The organism is Tamlana flava (assembly GCF_041287255.1).
Classification (GTDB): Bacteria; Bacteroidota; Bacteroidia; order Flavobacteriales; family Flavobacteriaceae; genus Tamlana; species Tamlana flava.
Genome location: NZ_JBGGTX010000001.1, coordinates 484,436 through 500,961 on the forward strand (window position 1 = coordinate 484,436; position 16,526 = coordinate 500,961).

The 16,526-nt window shown below is 37.5% G+C and carries 14 protein-coding genes and 1 pseudogene; 1 reads left to right on the plus strand and 14 read right to left on the minus strand.

Annotated features, from left to right (window positions below; all coding sequences use genetic code 11):
- Nucleotides 1-42 precede the first annotated feature (42 nt).
- From ACB104_RS01980 to ACB104_RS02045, 14 genes and pseudogenes are all read right to left on the minus strand, one after another.
- A pseudogene (locus tag ACB104_RS01980) lies at nucleotides 43-147 on the minus strand (magnesium chelatase subunit ChlI family protein); the annotation flags it as partial.
- An 80-nt stretch (nucleotides 148-227) separates the two neighbouring features.
- Nucleotides 228-2,480, minus strand: a complete 2,253-nt coding sequence (locus ACB104_RS01985; RefSeq protein ID WP_370476600.1) for a T9SS type B sorting domain-containing protein — start codon at nucleotides 2,478-2,480, stop codon at nucleotides 228-230.
- A gap of 354 nt (nucleotides 2,481-2,834) precedes the next feature.
- On the minus strand, nucleotides 2,835-4,370 hold the full coding sequence (locus tag ACB104_RS01990; RefSeq protein ID WP_370476601.1) for a YifB family Mg chelatase-like AAA ATPase: 1,536 nt from the start codon (nucleotides 4,368-4,370) through the stop codon (nucleotides 2,835-2,837).
- A 202-nt stretch (nucleotides 4,371-4,572) separates the two neighbouring features.
- The gene (locus tag ACB104_RS01995) at nucleotides 4,573-5,820 is read right to left on the minus strand and encodes an alginate export family protein (protein WP_370476602.1); all 1,248 of its coding nucleotides are present in this window, start codon (nucleotides 5,818-5,820) and stop codon (nucleotides 4,573-4,575) included.
- Nucleotides 5,821-5,978: 158 nt separating this feature from the next.
- Nucleotides 5,979-6,806: an ABC transporter ATP-binding protein gene (locus tag ACB104_RS02000; protein WP_370476603.1), complete on the minus strand. Its 828-nt coding sequence runs from the start codon at nucleotides 6,804-6,806 to the stop codon at nucleotides 5,979-5,981.
- Nucleotides 6,807-6,817: 11 nt separating this feature from the next.
- Complete coding sequence (locus ACB104_RS02005; RefSeq protein ID WP_370476604.1) at nucleotides 6,818-7,663, minus strand: ABC transporter ATP-binding protein; 846 nt, start codon at nucleotides 7,661-7,663, stop codon at nucleotides 6,818-6,820.
- Nucleotides 7,664-7,684: 21 nt separating this feature from the next.
- Nucleotides 7,685-8,791 (minus strand): ABC transporter permease, encoded by a 1,107-nt coding sequence (locus ACB104_RS02010; RefSeq protein ID WP_370476605.1) that lies wholly within the window; start codon nucleotides 8,789-8,791, stop codon nucleotides 7,685-7,687.
- Nucleotides 8,792-8,817: 26 nt separating this feature from the next.
- The gene (locus ACB104_RS02015; protein WP_370476606.1) at nucleotides 8,818-10,212 is read right to left on the minus strand and encodes a CmpA/NrtA family ABC transporter substrate-binding protein; all 1,395 of its coding nucleotides are present in this window, start codon (nucleotides 10,210-10,212) and stop codon (nucleotides 8,818-8,820) included.
- 292 nt (nucleotides 10,213-10,504) lie between these two features.
- Entirely contained in the window at nucleotides 10,505-11,212 is a 708-nt protein-coding gene (locus ACB104_RS02020; RefSeq protein WP_370476607.1) for a cytochrome c3 family protein, read from the minus strand.
- 11 nt (nucleotides 11,213-11,223) lie between these two features.
- A complete protein-coding gene (locus tag ACB104_RS02025) occupies nucleotides 11,224-12,252 on the minus strand; it encodes a 2Fe-2S iron-sulfur cluster-binding protein (RefSeq protein ID WP_370476608.1) in 1,029 nt (342 codons plus the stop codon).
- A gap of 9 nt (nucleotides 12,253-12,261) precedes the next feature.
- A complete protein-coding gene (locus ACB104_RS02030) occupies nucleotides 12,262-12,744 on the minus strand; it encodes a hypothetical protein (protein WP_370476609.1) in 483 nt (160 codons plus the stop codon).
- A 90-nt stretch (nucleotides 12,745-12,834) separates the two neighbouring features.
- Nucleotides 12,835-13,647 carry a c-type heme family protein gene (locus ACB104_RS02035; protein WP_370476610.1) on the minus strand — a complete coding sequence of 271 codons (813 nt, stop codon included), beginning with the start codon at nucleotides 13,645-13,647 and terminating at the stop codon, nucleotides 12,835-12,837.
- Between the two features lie 20 nt (nucleotides 13,648-13,667).
- Complete coding sequence (locus ACB104_RS02040) at nucleotides 13,668-14,081, minus strand: globin family protein (protein ID WP_370476611.1); 414 nt, start codon at nucleotides 14,079-14,081, stop codon at nucleotides 13,668-13,670.
- 278 nt (nucleotides 14,082-14,359) lie between these two features.
- A complete protein-coding gene (locus tag ACB104_RS02045; protein ID WP_370476612.1) occupies nucleotides 14,360-15,115 on the minus strand; it encodes a Crp/Fnr family transcriptional regulator in 756 nt (251 codons plus the stop codon).
- A gap of 232 nt (nucleotides 15,116-15,347) precedes the next feature.
- Here ACB104_RS02045 and ACB104_RS02050 point away from each other — a divergent pair, with 232 nt between their 5' ends.
- On the plus strand, nucleotides 15,348-16,526 hold the full coding sequence (locus tag ACB104_RS02050; protein ID WP_370476613.1) for a molybdopterin molybdotransferase MoeA: 1,179 nt from the start codon (nucleotides 15,348-15,350) through the stop codon (nucleotides 16,524-16,526).

Genomic DNA, 16,526 nt, shown 5'->3' on the forward strand with positions numbered 1-16,526 from the left:
AAGCGCGTTAACTGGAATGATGATTTACCCCAACCATCCTTCTTAATCCAAACTACGGGATTGAATGGCTTCGCTAATATGCGACCCATTAATATCTTCAATGCTCTCTAAATCGGCTATCGTTCTGGAAACTTTTAAAATGCGGTCTTAAGCACTTGTCTATAAAATTATAATTCCTACAAAAGCAAACATATAAACACCTACTCTTAAGTTGTTATTATTGCTTCTTATCTTTTTAGAGAAAAATGAGATCGAAAATTTTTAGCTACATTACCTTCTTCATAATAAATCACAAACCAATAATCATCTGCTGGCATTGGTTTTCCATTAAAGCTACCATTCCAACCGGCACTATTAGGCCTAATTTCTTTCAAAAGTTTACCGTATCGGTTAAATACTAAAACTTTAGCATTAACATCATTCATTAAAGGAATTATATTCCAAGTATCATTTTGACCATCTCCATTAGGTGTGAAAAACTTAGGATAGTCAACCACATAAACACCCCCTTTAGTTATTGGAGAACTACAACCATCTGGATCTCTCACTGTGACGGTATGCTCTCCATATGATACATTTTCGAAAATAGGACTTATTTGAAAAGATCCAGAGTCTAATTGATATAAATAATCTCCTGGCTGAGTTGCACTTATCGTAACTACTTGGTTTTCCGAAAACGCTTCGGTTACGGTCCATTGAAAGTCAATTAAATTATTTGATGGCTTTACCGTTATATCCATTGTTGTCACACTGGCACATTGACCTACATCAGGTGTAAACACATAATTAACTGTTCCCAAAATGCTTGTATCCACAAAAGAAGGACTCCAAGTACCTGTAATTACAGGTAAATTATCGGAGGTCGTTGGCAAAATAAAATTTCCGGAATTTTCACAAATAATAGAAGGTATACCATCAAATACAGGTTCTATTACAGGATCAACTACTATGGTTAAACTTACCATATTAGCACATTGCCCTGTATTAGGCGTAAAAGTATATGTTGTTGTTTGGGTATTATCGATGGCAGGAGACCAACTACCGGAATAACCATTATCGGACGTTGTTGGCAATGGAGCCAAAGGATCACCCGAGCAAATAGGTCCTACAGCTGTAAATGTTGGATTTTCTTTAGGGTTTACCGTTATAGTCATAGTCTCACTTAAAGCACACTGATTTGGATTGGGCGTGAAAGTATATGTTGTTGTTGCTGTATTATTCAAAGCTGGCGACCATACACCTGTAATACCTTCATTGGAAGTGGTTGGTAGAGCTGTCAAACTATCCCCTGAACATATTGGACCCACTTGTGCAAATGTTGGGGTAACATCGTTTGGTATTACCGTTATGGTAACGGTTGTAGGCGTCATAGGAGTACATTGACCTGGGTCAGGATTAAATGTATAATTTGAAGACCCTAAAACCGAGGTATCCACCACCGAAGGTGTCCACGTCCCTGTAATAGGCAGTGCGTTATTTGAACTTGTTGGCAATATTGCGTCTGTAGCTCCCTGACAAACAGTTGATGGAATCCCACTAAAAACAGGAGAAGCCAAAGGCAATACCGTTACATCCAAGGTTTGTGTTGTAGCACAGGGAAACAAAACAGGATCTGGACTAAACACATAACTACCACTAGCTACATTGCTTACAACTCCTGGCGACCAAGTTCCTGAAATTCCGTTAGGTGAGGTAGGCTGCAAAATTGGAGCTGGAGACCCTGTACAAATTGGAGGTATCATTGGGAAATCGGGATTTACGATTGCTGTACCACATGGCACACTACAACTAATCGTTTGGGGAGACACACAAGGATATCTGGTATGAGACAAAGTCATGGTTACGGTTTGCCCTGGTAGCAGTCCAAAAACTTGAAGATTAGAGGGTACCCTTGTTCCCGAAACAGGAGCCCCTCCTTGAATAGTATAAGTATAAGTATAATCATTAATAGGATTCAAGGGATCATTAGACCAATCAAAAAACACAGAACTATCACTGTCTGCTGGTAAAATTTGAGATGGATCACATCTCAAATTCAAAATTGCTCCCCCAGTATCAGCAACTACATTTACCACTATAGAGGCTCTCGGGCTTTCAGTAAGCCCATCAGTTTGACTAACATAATAAGTAGTCGATCCTACGGAATTCGTTGAAGGTGTTGGAGCTGTAGAAGATGGCGTTCCCCCAGTTGGAGCTGTGCCATACCAAATCAATGTATGTCCGCTCAAGGCTGTCGCCGTTAAAGGTGACGCAGAACTATTTTGACACAAATAGATAGGAGAATTGACCACTGGTGCTGGCGGAGCAAATCTTTTATAGCCAGAAAAACTAACAAATTCTTCATTTATTCTTTTGACTATTACACTTCCGTCTGAATATATGCTATTCCCCTTAATCAGGGCACTGCCATTCAGATTAGTATGCAATACAAAAAAAACTATGTAACTAAGACTGGTTAATGAGATGGGGCATTTTTTCATAATTCAAATTTTTATAAATGACTAAAAGTGATGAATTACTATTTTATCAATTATTTAGTAAATATATAAATTTGTTCAGTCTTGAAAAAAGGCGACAGACCAAATACATTATTATCACCACAAAAAGCATTTATACTCAGGCTATAAACCAAATAGCATACAGTACTCACAATTCTCGAAGGTTTTATTTAACTATATTATCTATTTTAATAAAAAAATCTATACCTAAATATTTTTGTAAATGGAAAGTAAAAATAGAATCTCCAAAACCTGAATTCATTCCCGTTATGAAGTTTTATTCATAACACTAAAGAACAGTTAAATACTTTTAAAGTTCCATCACACCTGGGAATACTACCCCAACCAACCTTCTCTATCCAAACTTCGGTATTGAATGGCCTCACTAATATGCGAACCGTTTACAGCCTCAACCCCTTCCAAATCGGCAATGGTTCGGGCTACTTTTAAAATACGGTCGTAAGCTCTAGCCGATAGATTTAATCGTTCCATAGCCGTTTTTAAGAGTTGCTTTGAGGTATCATCCAACTCGCAAAATTTTCTAATTTGTTTGGTATTCATCTGGGCATTGTAATGCACTTTTTCGGAATCTTTAAATCGTTCGGTTTGTATTTCCCTGGCCTTGGTAACCCGTTTTCTAATCTCAATGGAAGATTCACTTTTTCGGTCTTCCGAGAGTTTTTCAAAAGGTACAGGAGTTACTTCAATATGGATATCAATTCTGTCCAAAAGGGGTCCCGAAATTTTGCTCAAATAACGCTGCATTTCAACTGGACTTGAGGTTACCGGCGCATTGGGGTCGTTAAAATAACCCCCGGGACTCGGGTTCATGCTGGCCACTAACATAAACGACGATGGATAGGTTACGGTGAATTTCGCCCTGGAAATAGTCACTTCACGGTCTTCCAAAGGCTGACGCATCACTTCCAAAACATCGCGTTTAAATTCAGGCAATTCATCTAAAAACAACACGCCATTGTGGGACAAAGATATTTCGCCGGGCTGTGGAAAGCTTCCTCCACCGACCAACGCCACGTTACTTATGGTATGGTGGGGACTCCTAAAAGGCCGTTGCGCCATTAAGCCCGTATCTTTTACGCGTCCAACCACAGAATGTATTTTTGTCGTTTCCAAGGCCTCATGGAGCGTCATAGGCGGCAAAATACTTGGCAAACGTTTTGCCAACATGGTTTTTCCTGCTCCTGGGGGACCAATCAAAATAATGTTATGCCCACCAGCAGCGGCAATTTCCATACACCGTTTAATACCTTCCTGCCCTTTTACATCGGAAAAATCAAATTCGGGAAAATCCAAACTTTTGGCAAATTCTTCACGAGTGTTTATAATGGTTTGCTCCAACGGTTCATCTTTATCAAAATAATTAATAACCTGTGTGATGTTATCTACTCCATAAACTTCTAAATCGTTTACAATTGCGGCTTCTTTGGCATTCATGCTTGGCAGGATAAAACCCTTAAAACCCTCTTGCCTTGCCTTCACAGCAATGGGCAACGCTCCTTTTATGGGCTGTAAACTTCCATCCAACGAAAGCTCGCCCATAATTAAATATTTTCCTAAGTTCTCCGCTTGAATTTGCTTTGAAGCGGCCAAAATACCAATGGCCAAGGTGAGGTCGTACGCACTGCCCTCTTTTCGTAAATCGGCAGGCGCCATATTGATGGTAATCTTTTTTCCGGGGATTTTATAACCGTTATTTTGAAGTGCCGCAGCAATACGGTAGTTACTCTCTTTTATGGCATTATCTGGTAAACCCACCAAGTGATACCCAATACCTCCGTCAACATTCACCTCTACGGTTATGGTAGTAGCTTCCACGCCAAACACGGCGCTTCCAAAAACTTTTTTAAGCATATTTTTACTTTACTGCTTAAATGTAAGAAATGTATTTGGAATCTTCCTAAATTAAAAAAAAGAGATTCCAGTATCATATTCCGAAGGGATCTATAAAAAAGAATCCCGCCATTGGCGGGACTCCGTTAAATTGGAAAAAAGAACTAATTAACACTAAAATGAAAATACTATTTCCAATTGTTCATTAATAAACAGCATTCTCTTAGTTGGTTCCGTTTAAGAATTTAGGCTTGATTACTAGCATGGCCCAACCCCAGTTTTGAATATCTGCAGCTGCAGCTTCGGTAACACCTTTAAGTTCATACATGCCATCGCTGGCAAACATTTGGGAGTACCCGAGTACCAAAGTGTAGCCGTTGAACGCTTTTTTGAAAACCAAATCTACTTCGGTACCCAAAGATTTTTCCCCACTTGGCAATTCTTGTTCGCCACTAAAGTTTAGAGCCTTTACCATAAGGCTTGATTTTTCACCAAGTTTAAAATCGGCGCTAACATGAACATCAACCAACCCAATAGTATTGCCATGATTACCCACATAAAAATAATCCATAAAGCCGTTAAACTTGTGGTTTGTTCCGTATAGTGGAAAAAATGCACCCGTTTCACCAGCGCCCGCATCATTACCACTTATTACTTCAATGCCAGCTCCAAGACCTACTTTATCTGTTGCCTTGTATGATAAATCCAAGCTTACATCATAAGCTCCCTTTACATCTACTTCACCTAGCCTTTCACCAGTTTGAATATATGCATTCGCGGCAAGCCCGAAAGAATTTTTCTTGTATTCTAAATGTGTACCGATGGTTTGTAAATTTGAAACACCAGGCGCTCCATTTTGGTACCCTGTATTCATTGCTAATAAACTTCCACTTAAATCACCGAATTTTTTGCTTAAATGTAGCATCTGCATTGTTTTATATGAAAACAGAGGCGTTGTTGAATACAAGTTTCCAGCAGCAGCTAAGTTATCTTGATTAAAAGCCAAAGCAAAATCTAACGCAAAACCATCCTTTGCATACTTAATCAAGGCTGCATCATGGTTACGCCCTTGTTGTGCCCAATCCAGACCACCTAATATTCTTTGGTCATCGTAAGATAGCACTTGTCTACCTAATTTAGTTGACCAACCTCCCCCTAAAGAAAGTTCTGCCCATGCCTGAAAAAGGTCGAATCTATTGTTTTGATCAGTATGTATTATTTGAGGATTTTCTCCCCAAAGTAGAATGTCCTGAATGCTAATATAGAACTTGTAAGATTCAGTAGAATACCCTGCATTCAATCTGGCTCTTGTAACAGTAAAAAAGTCAGGCTCTGCAGAATCAGGTATCAAAGTACCAAACCCGCTAAGATATTCCGTACGTGGTCTAAATTCTCCGTCTAAAGTAAACTGTGCTTGTGCAAATTGTAAGCACCCAAGTAAAAGTCCTAAAATTAAATATTGTTTTTTCATGTTTTCCTTGTTTTTAAGTTGATTTGTTTTTGAGTTATTGTTTTAGTTATTATTCTTCCTTTTTTGTTAAATAGGATTGTAAATCTCCTTTGATTATGAAAATTCTATGGTTTCATAATCGTTTTAAATATTATATTTTTCTTGATTTTATTTCTTAATTAATGCTCTAAAAAGTCAATTAAATGTTTTCTGTATTTGTAGTAATCGTCATGTTCTAAAACTGCTTTTCTTGTTCTTGGTCTTTCAAAATCTATCTTTAGAACATCACCAATTTTTGCTTTTGGTCCACTGGTCATCATTACAACGCGATCTGCCAAAAAGATGGCCTCATCAACATCATGTGTAATCATAACGGCAGTGATTTTTTCTTTATTCCATATTTCAATGAGAATATCTTGAAGTTCACCTCGGGTCAAAGAATCTAACATTCCAAATGGTTCATCCAACAGAAGCACTTTTGGTTTTATGGCAAATGCCCTAGCAATACCCACACGTTGTTGCATACCTTGTGACAATTCAGAAGCTCTTTTATGAAAAGCATCTTCCAAGCCTACTTTTTGAAGGTAGTATTTGGCAATATCGTGTCGTTGCGCTTTCGTTGCGTCAGGAAACACTTGATTTACGCCCAACAATACATTTTGAAGCGAAGTCATCCAAGGCATTAAACTTGGCGCCTGAAAAATGACTCCTCTATCTGGCCCTGGTCCTTTTATGTGTTTTCCCAATACAGAGATGTTTCCTCCTGAAATAGCGTTAAGCCCTGCAATCATTGAAAGCATGGTTGTCTTACCGCAACCCGAGTGTCCGATGATCGTAACAAACTCTTCTTTCAATATTTGAAGGTTCAAATCTTCCAATACCGTGTAATCCCCTTTGGGCGTTGGGTACACTTTCTTTAGGTTTTTCAAATCCAACATGACATTGGATTCTGGAAAAAGTCCATTGTCTGTTAATTTGACCGATTTATTTTTAGTTAAGATTTTCATCTGCAGTATCTTTAAAATTGATTAACAAAATCTTTTGGACTCAAATCAGGGAGTTCATAAACAGCTTGTTCCACAGATTTGCGCTCATTTCCTATGTCCATCAAGTATTCTATTATGGCATTTCTTGTCTTCTTGAAATTGGCGTTGTCATTTAATTCTGTCTTATCTCGTGGACGCTCAATATCAATTTTGAACTCAGGTCCCAAAGTTGCTCTTGGCCCCGGGCGCAATGGAATGATTCTATCCGCCATGTAAATGCCTTCATCCACATCATTGGTAATCAACAGCGCTGTACGTTTGTCTTTTCCCCAAATTCTTAAAATTTCATCTTGAAGATTTCCTCTAGTCAAAGCATCCAAAGCGCCTAAAGGCTCATCCATAATTATCATTTCAGGCTTCATCGCCAATGCCCTTGCAACGGCAACACGCTGGCGCATACCTCCGGAAAGTTCCTTGGGACGTTTATTTATTGCCGGTGTTAAATTCACCATTTCCACGTACTCGGCAACCAGTTCGTTCAATTCCTTTTTGTTTTTCTTCGGAAAAGCCTCCCTAACTGCCATGTAAACGTTTTGTCCTACTGTTAGCCAAGGCAACAATGAGTAGTTTTGAAAAATTACGCCGCGCTCATGGCTAGTACCCAAAACCGGTTGGCCTTTATACAAAACCTCTCCTTTTGTGGGTTGCAACAACCCGTTTATCAAGTTTACCAAGGTGGTTTTTCCACTACCTGTAAAACCTACAATGGCCACAAACTCACCTTCTTCAATCGATAAGTTAATGTTGGACAACACCTCGGTGGCATTATCATCCTTTCCGTAAGTTTTACAAATATTTTTTAATTCTAAGTATGCCATTTTTCTGAGTTGATAGGTTAATTATATCGCATCCGTTTTATCAAAAGAAATGGTGTTTTGTATGGTTAACATCAATCGATCCAACAAGAACCCGATAATACCAATGACGAACATGGCCACGATAATTTTCGCGTTGGAATCGTTCGCTCCATTTTGGAACTCTTCCCAAACAAACAACCCTAAACCTGGACTTTGTGCCAATAGTTCAATGGCAATTAATACCATCCAAGCCACTGATAAAGTAATTTTCAATCCTGTAAATATCAACGGCAAAGATGATGGCAATACCACTTTGAATATTTTTTGGAACGGTCCCAATTTCAAAACTTTCGCCACATTTATGTAATCTTTATCCACAGAAGACACCCCCATGGCCGTATTTACCAAAGTCGCCCACATGGAACATAAGCCAACACTAATAAACGAAATAGTAAATGAGCTATCCTCGTTGGAATCTATGAGCAATGTTTTTACAATCATAAAAACCAACAGGTACCAAACTACGGGCGATACGGGTTTAAAAATTTGAATGAACCAGTTGAACGCACTTTTTAAAGTTGAGCTAAGCCCTATAAATATGCCCAAAGGAACAGCAATAATCAATGCCAACAAAAATCCAGCAAATACTGTTTTTAAGCTTCTAAATATTTGATCCACAAATGAAGGCCTTCCTGTATAAACAATGGCGTCTTTTCCTTCCGCCAATCGTTTTTCATTCAACACTGCTGTTTTTTCAATAAAGGCTTCTTTATCTGCTGCAATAATGCTATGGTCCCTTAATAGGGATTGAAAAGATTCCCAAACTTTTGTTGGAGATGGCAGTGTGTTTGGTTGGCAACTTACATCTCCCGATGCTATGCATGCACGCATAGCATCGGCAGCTGCTGGACCTTGGTCCGTAAGTGCTTTTTCAATTTTAAATTCTGCTTCTACATTGTACAAAGACCTTGCACCTAAGTGCCACAGACCTAAGAATAATAGCACGGAAGCAATTGGTACGACTACTTTTCGCAAGAAATTTTTAAAATCTTCCTTTTCCAGCTTCCCTGTAAACAGATCTTTTATGGAGGTTAAAAAACCTAGCCCTATAAATTTGGTTACTTTTCCTAATGTTATACTTTGCTTCATGACTTATTATTTATTCTCTTTAATTCTTATTGAACAGCCTTGTCCTTGTTGCCTATTTTAAAGCTGTTGATATATGCGATAGGGTCTTTAGCATCATATGTTGTACCATCTATAAAGTCCGATGTCGGAGCTTTGTAACCATCTGTTACCGGAATATCACCAGCAGGGATATTTCCTTCCTCAACCAATAGTTTTGCAGCTTTGGTCCAGATGTCTGGTCGGTAAATATCTTTGATAGTTTCGGCGTACCAGTCTGCTGGTTTGGTTTCAGGAATTTGTCCCCATCTGCGCATTTGAGTTAAGAACCAAATACCATCAGAATAGAATGGATATGTCGCGTTGTACTTGTAGAACACATTAAAGTCTGGCATATCGCGTTTATCACCTTTTTCAAATTCAAAAGTACCTGTCATTGAGTTTGCCAATACAGCTTCATCAGCACCAACATATTGTGACATTGAAAGTATCTTAACCGCTTCTGCTCTATTTTCTGGTTCATCCAACCATTTACCTGCTCTAATCAACGCTTTAGTAACCGCTACAGCTGTATTTGGGTTTTCTTCAACAAACTTTTTTGTCATTACAAATACTTTCTCAGGATTGTTTTTCCATATATCGTAGTTTGTAGTTACCGGTACACCGATTCCTTTAAAAACCGCTTGTTGGTTCCAAGGCTCACCTACGCAGTAGCCATAAATTGTACCTGCTTCAAGAGTTGCTGGCATTTGTGGTGGAGGTGTTACCGATAATAAAACCTCGGCATCAATTTGTCCTTGAACATTTTCAGCTGTGTACATTCCAGGATGGATTCCAGCTGCAGCTAACCAATATCTGATTTCATAGTTGTGTGTAGACACCGGAAACACCATACCCATTTTGAAGGCCTTACCACTATTTTTGTACTCTTTAATAACAGGTTTTAAAGCCTCTGCTTTTATCGGGTGAATAGGCTTTCCGTCTTCCCCTGTTGGTACATTAGGTTTCATTTTAGACCAAACATCGTTGGAAACGGTTATACCATTACCATTTAAATCCATTGAAAAAGGTGTCACCAATTCTGCTTGACGTCCAAAACCAGCTCCAGCAGCAATAGGCTGTCCAGCCAACATGTGTGAACCATCTAATTGGCCATCAATTACACGATCCAAAACGTTTTTCCAGTTTGATTGTGCTTCAACGGAAACAAACAAACCTTCATCTTCAAAAAATCCTTTTTCTTTTGCAATAGCCAAAGGTGCCATATCAGTCAATTTGATGAATCCAAAAGTTAATTGTGGTTTTTCAATATCTAAAGTTTTAGTTTTTGAAGTTTCTGCCACAACATTTTCCGCAACATCCTTCTTTTTTTCTTTACCACCGCATGCAAATAGTAAGATAGCTACAGGTAAAATCCAAGTTGTTCTTTTAATTAGAGATTTCATATTTATCGATTTTTAGTTTTAATTAAGTAGTAATACTTATTTTTTCACAAATATATACGTAGTTTAATTTCTAATCTATGATTATAACCATATAAATACCACTTTTTATAACATAATTAAACCTGCTAAAAAACATAATCATTGATTTATTTAATTGAAAAACAAAATATTAATGAATTAAACTATTTAAGTATTAAATACGTAAAACAAAAAATAAATTACGTAGACCATGTTCTTATGGTGAAAAAACAGTCCTATGCAGAATTATGGACTAATTAAATTTTGAAGATTTTTATTTTTCCAAGGTCTTTAACCAAGCTTCTTGGGACAAGGCGATATATTTTTTATCCGTCCCATAAGGGTCTTCTCCCCCGTCAAAGTATTCTTGAATAACCTGTAAAGATATAGTGTCCGCCATTTTTACTGGAACATTGTATCTGTGATTCCCGTGGAAGTCATGACATTGTATACAAGTAAACCATTCTTCTTGTGCAATCAAATTTTTATGGGAGATATCTAGAGGGTCATTCTCAACGTCTAAATCTTGATGGCAATTCATACAATAGTTAATAGAAGCTACAGACACGCGCTCTTCTTGATGTTCTGTGTGACAAGTAATACAGGTAGTAGCATCAATATTCTTAATAGCATCCTTAAATCTAGGTTCTGAAAAACGGTATGTTGGGTGCCTATCATTTGGTCTATCATGGCATTGCAAGCAATTATCAACCGTTACATCTTGGGTACCAAAATCAACCCCTTCCTCTCTCGCCCCAACAGCATGAGATATATTAGATTGGACTTGTTGCATTAAGTTTCCCTTAGCATCCGCATGACAGGCGAAACAAGATAAGTCTTGATGCCCAGTATTCATTGGCCCAATAGAAACATATTTTTCGGTAGAATCCAAAGTCAAAATATAAAATATTGAAACACCCAGAATGATACCGATAATACCTCCCAAAAACTGTCTTTTACGCAACGGGCTTACCTTAAACATATACACTTACATTAAATTTGCAACACAACTTTTTCACTAAGCGGGTAACTAACACATGTTAGTATTGCTCCATTTACCACATCGCTTTCAGGGAGAAAATGCCCTTCTATCATTTTTACTTCGCCCTCAACGCATTTAGCTTTACAGGTCGAACACATACCAGACCTACAAGAATATGGGAGGGCAACATTCTGGGACATAGCCTCGTTCAATATTGATTTGTCCCCACTCACCTTCAATTTATGCTCTTTGCCTTCAAAATTTATGATAACATCGCTTATAAGGTTTTTACCTGTTAATTTAACAGCTGCAGGTTTGAATACCTCAATCTTTATTTTTTCGCGGGAAATGCCATTTTCTTTAAGAATATCTTTAACCTTTTCCATATACCCAGAGGGACCGCAAATCATATACGTATAGTCACCAAAGGTCAAACTGTGTTTTGAGAAAATTTCCCTTACCAATGAATTTGTGGCCAATCCAGCATGATAATTGCCATTATTTGATTTCATGGATGAAATGATGTGCTCAACAGAAAATCCATTTGGATATTCACTTTCCAATGATTTTATCTCGTCATAAAAAATGATAGAATCCATATTTTGGTTAGCATAAATGAGCAGTATTTTAGAATCGTTTTCCTCAGTCAAAATAGATTTCACAATAGAAAACATTGGCGTTACTCCACTACCACCCGCAAACAACACATACTGCTTTTTATTTTTTTTGTTGGGCTCAACGCAAAAAGAACCAGCTGCATCATCAACCTCCAATTTATCTCCAACCTTAAGGCTATCGTGAACATAATTGGAAACCAAACCCTTTTCAACTCGTTTAATCGTGATTTTTAAATCCTTATCAGTATAAGGGTTACTGCTAAAGGAATAGGCCCGTTTATGAACCACCTTATCAATAGGTACGTGGATGGTTAAAAACTGCCCAGGTTTATATTTAATTTTCTTAAAGAAATTTCCATTCTTAAAACAAATGCTCACTGCATCATCGGTCTCTTTTATTATATCTTTTATTTGCAATTTCATATTCTAGTCCTATTTATAATAAAACACCATGGTGACGTGAAACACTAACATTATTGAAACAATTATGGAGAGTGCAACATGGGAAACCATCCAACCTTTAAACAAAGCATCGCTTTTGCTTTTTACAACATCGAGATTAAAATATCCGAGTAATGTATTTGAAAAGAAAATATATGAAAGCAATAACAGGTAGCCATACCCCAAAGACATGCTATGAATGTAGAATAGCAATGGACTTATAGCTCCTAACCACTTGTGAATGGACTGCATTGACATAGCGTTCTTTCGAAACTTTTTAATAACCCTCGTAAGTGTTAAAACCCATTGAAAAATGATAAAAATGGCCAAGGCTAATCCTGACCAACGCTTATACATTTCATCTTGTTGAAGTTCGAACAACCAATCCCATTGCAGGGTTAAAAAAAACTGTAAAAAGAACGCTGAAAGCAACGCTAACCCAATAAGTGTAGATTTATTGTTTATTAGTACCATATACTGGCAAAGTATTTCTTAGCTGTTGTTCAAAACCTTTCCTGCAGCATAGGCCAACAGGAAAGGCTATAGGTTTTTGGACTTATTGAATTAACGGACTGCTACCAAATGTTTCATGGTTTCATAAGAAGAAAGTTTCTTAACGCTATCAAGAAATACTTCTGCCGTTGGCAAATATTTGCCTTCTGCAGGCCATTTAGTTCCTATTTCTGGTTTTTCACTTTCTTTGAAATTGGCCACCTCGTCTAAGTATTCTAAATAAATGTCTACCGTACCTTTTGCATATGAACTCAACACAGCCACAGTTTCCTTATAGGACAATGAATCCTTTGGATATTGCCAAGTTGTCGCTCCCATCACATCACCTAATTCCCAATCAGATTTGGTTGTTTGAGGGTGATTGTTATGACAAGAAACACACGCCCCAGCACTTGCCAAATCTGCAAACATGGCGGTGTGCAATTTTTGCTCTTCATCATAAAAAAATTGCGGTTTTTGGTCAGTTTTAATTTGCTTGAACAGATCCGCCTGTTTTCCTTCAAATTTGTTGGCTGCATTTACAGGGAAGTCAGACCCCAAATACAATCCTAATGGCACAGGGCTTTTTCTAATACTCGTGGCCACACCTCTTAAAAACAAGGCGGGAAGCGGCCCAGCCTCAACATCGTCTTTGCGCCAATCTTCATCAAATTTCATCCCTTGTGCTTTGCCTTTGCCCACTATAGCTTTTGTGTACAATGTTCTAGTTACGTCATTTTCTTTGGCAACCATTTCAAGAACCTCCTCAACGGAAAAGATATTTTCATCCCCACCTTTTTCTGATTTTTCCTCAGGAACACCGCCACAGGAGCTTAAAATAATTGAACCAAATATTATAGTTGAAAGTTTGTTAATATATTTCATCGTAGATTTTTTTTGAATTATTAATAAGATGCCTCTATCATTACTCCAGCCATAACGCCATAAACACTTGCCCATGCCCCTTTTACTTCAGGAGTAAAGGCATCGCCCAAACCCGCTTCAAGAGTTCCAAGTAATGCTACTCCAACGGTATCGTAATGAGAAGGCTCTACCTTATATGCCACATGTCTTTTCCCCAGGTCTTGCAACACCGGTATCAACGCGTCCAAATTACTTAATCCGGCTACTGCCGCCGCCAACATGGTCATAAGTTTATTTCCTTGAACCTTCATTGCATCCTCTCCGCTTGGGAATAATGGTTTTAATTGAGGGTCGAGTTCAAATAGTTTAGAGTAAAATATCTCAGCTGCTGCTGGTGCGATAGGTTTTACTTTCTCAAATGATTCTTGTACCAGGGTGATTGTTTTCGTTTCCATAAATATTGCATGTTTGATTTGTATCCTTGTATTTAAGTATTAATACTTACTTATGGCAAAAGTAAAAGATGACTATTTAATTAATCATGGAATAAAACAGAAGCAAACAATCTTTTGCAACAGGATAAAAACTATCAAAAAACAGGTATTAACAGAAAAGTCCATAATAACTGGTATAAGAATGAACCGAAGGGCTTATAAAAAGACAAAGCCCATAAGTATTATTACGTATGGACTTCATATAGCTTAGCTGATAAAGTATATGGAAAGCACTTTAATTACCCCAAATAGAAATTGTGCTCACTAATTTCATTTTTTAGAAGTTGGATATCGTTAATCCCTATTTTCTTTCCTTTTGAAATAATAAGTTCCTCTTTTTTTAATGCTGAAAAAACACGTATCACCTGCTCTTCAGTGGTGCCTGCATATTCAGCATATTCTCGCCTACTTAACGGCACATCCAAAAAGCCTTTATTGCTACCAAACTTTCTATTGATATACAAAAGCGTGTCTATTACCCGCTCGCGTACAGTCATTTGTGAAATAGATTTCACTTTAGACTCACTTCGGTTGAGTTCATTGGCATAAAAAAGCATCATATCGTACGCAAACTTTGGGTTAGCTTGCAATATGTCCTGTAAGTCATTTTTTGAGAAATAGCACAAAACGGTCTCCTCTAGAGCTATCGCTCCAATGGAATAGTACTCTTCCGTTCCAAAGCCTCTGTGGCCAATAATCTCTCCTGCCGTGGCAAAACGTACAATTTGCTCCCTACCATTAATACCGGTTCTAAACACTTTCACCTTTCCTTTCAAAACAAAGAACAAACCATTTACCGGTGCGCCCTCAATAATGAATTGCTGACCTTTTTTACATCTCAAGTTGCTTTTATCGATGTTAATCTCGCTATTTTCTAAGGAACTTAAATTTCGTTTTATTAAACAATTATGATTTTCGCAAGAAATACATCCAACGTCTTGAGAAAAGCGTTTTCTTGTTGTTGTAGAAACGGTATTATAATAGGTAGTTTGCAAAAAATTATTAATCTAGAATGATATAACGGTTCAAATATAAGTATTAATACTTATTTTTATATACATAATACTTATTTTTGTCATTTTAATAAATACTCCTCTAAGTATTATCAAAAAAATATTTCTTGGGGGTAAAATTTATTCAATTGCTAATTCCATTTCTTTTTCCATCTATTTATCGCTCAAAAGAAATTGAGATTCGTTATATTTGTTAAGACATAACGCTATTGAAATGATTAGCATCGAAAAAGCCATTGAATTGGTTAAATTAAAGAGTGAACCTTTACTGAAAGAAACAATAAAGCCTGTTGAAAAAGCTGGTGGTTATCTATTATACAGAGACATAGTTTCTCCAGTAAACATGCCTCCTTTTAGGCAATCGGCCATGGACGGTTATGCACTAAACATGCACGACAGCCTTTCTTATAAATTAATTGGTGAGATAAAAGCAGGAGATTCTCAACATCCTAATTTAAAACCAGGAGAAGCCGTTAGAATTTTTACCGGGGCAGCGGTCCCTGATTCAGCAAATGCTGTTATGATGCAAGAAAAGGTAGAAGGGAATGATGACGAAATTAAGATAGCTCATCAAATTCCTTTGGAATGCAATATTCGTCCAATGGCCGAACAAGTAAAAAAAGGAAATATTGCCTTAAAAAAGGGTACAGCGTTAACTCCAGCTGCTATTGGCTATCTCTCCTCGCTTGGCACAACACGCGTTCCTGTTTACCAAAAACCTTCAATTGCATTAATTACAACAGGCAATGAATTGATTGAGCCAGGAAAAGATTTAAAATATGGCCAGATTTATGAAAGTAACTCAAAAATGCTACTGAGCGCACTGTACAGCTTAAAATTTTATGATGTTGCCATTGAAAAAGTAGAAGACGATTATAACAAAACAATCTCTGCGCTCAGCGCTGCAATAAGTCAAAATGATTTAGTGATAATAACAGGTGGCATTTCCGTCGGTAATTATGATTTTGTTGGAAAGGCTTTAAGTGAATTACAGGTTGAGGAGGTATTTTATAAGGTAAAACAAAAACCTGGTAAACCGTTATTCTATGGAAAAAAAGGAAACACCAATATTTTTGCCCTTCCCGGAAATCCAGCCGCTGCCCTATCTTGTTTTTACCTTTATGTTTATATCGCTTTACAAAACATGATGGCCCGAAAGAAAAATGAATTACCCCGAGTTAGGGCAAAATCGCTAACAGCTTTCGAAAAGAAAGGTGACCGTCCACAATTTTTAAAGGCAATTTACGAAAACGGGAAAGTTGAAATTTTAGAAGGACAAAGTTCTGCTATGCAACAAACATTTGCGCTTTCAAATGCGTTGGTTTATGCACCTGAAACCTTGACAAGCATCAATGTAAACGATACTGTTGAAACCATTTTATTGCCCGTATAA

Coding starts and splice junctions, on each gene's coding strand:
- ACB104_RS02025 (WP_370476608.1), bottom strand. CDS start 12,252: ATGAAATTGCAAATAAAAGATATAATAAAAGAGACCGATGATGCAGTG.
- ACB104_RS02030 (WP_370476609.1), bottom strand. CDS start 12,744: ATGGTACTAATAAACAATAAATCTACACTTATTGGGTTAGCGTTGCTT.
- ACB104_RS02000 (WP_370476603.1), bottom strand. CDS start 6,806: ATGAAAATCTTAACTAAAAATAAATCGGTCAAATTAACAGACAATGGA.
- ACB104_RS01990 (WP_370476601.1), bottom strand. CDS start 4,370: ATGCTTAAAAAAGTTTTTGGAAGCGCCGTGTTTGGCGTGGAAGCTACT.
- ACB104_RS02040 (WP_370476611.1), bottom strand. CDS start 14,081: ATGGAAACGAAAACAATCACCCTGGTACAAGAATCATTTGAGAAAGTA.
- ACB104_RS02005 (WP_370476604.1), bottom strand. CDS start 7,663: ATGGCATACTTAGAATTAAAAAATATTTGTAAAACTTACGGAAAGGAT.
- ACB104_RS02010 (WP_370476605.1), bottom strand. CDS start 8,791: ATGAAGCAAAGTATAACATTAGGAAAAGTAACCAAATTTATAGGGCTA.
- ACB104_RS01985 (WP_370476600.1), bottom strand. CDS start 2,480: ATGAAAAAATGCCCCATCTCATTAACCAGTCTTAGTTACATAGTTTTT.
- ACB104_RS02015 (WP_370476606.1), bottom strand. CDS start 10,212: ATGAAATCTCTAATTAAAAGAACAACTTGGATTTTACCTGTAGCTATC.
- ACB104_RS02020 (WP_370476607.1), bottom strand. CDS start 11,212: ATGTTTAAGGTAAGCCCGTTGCGTAAAAGACAGTTTTTGGGAGGTATT.
- ACB104_RS02035 (WP_370476610.1), bottom strand. CDS start 13,647: ATGAAATATATTAACAAACTTTCAACTATAATATTTGGTTCAATTATT.
- ACB104_RS01995 (WP_370476602.1), bottom strand. CDS start 5,820: ATGAAAAAACAATATTTAATTTTAGGACTTTTACTTGGGTGCTTACAA.
- ACB104_RS02050 (WP_370476613.1), top strand. CDS start 15,348: ATGATTAGCATCGAAAAAGCCATTGAATTGGTTAAATTAAAGAGTGAA.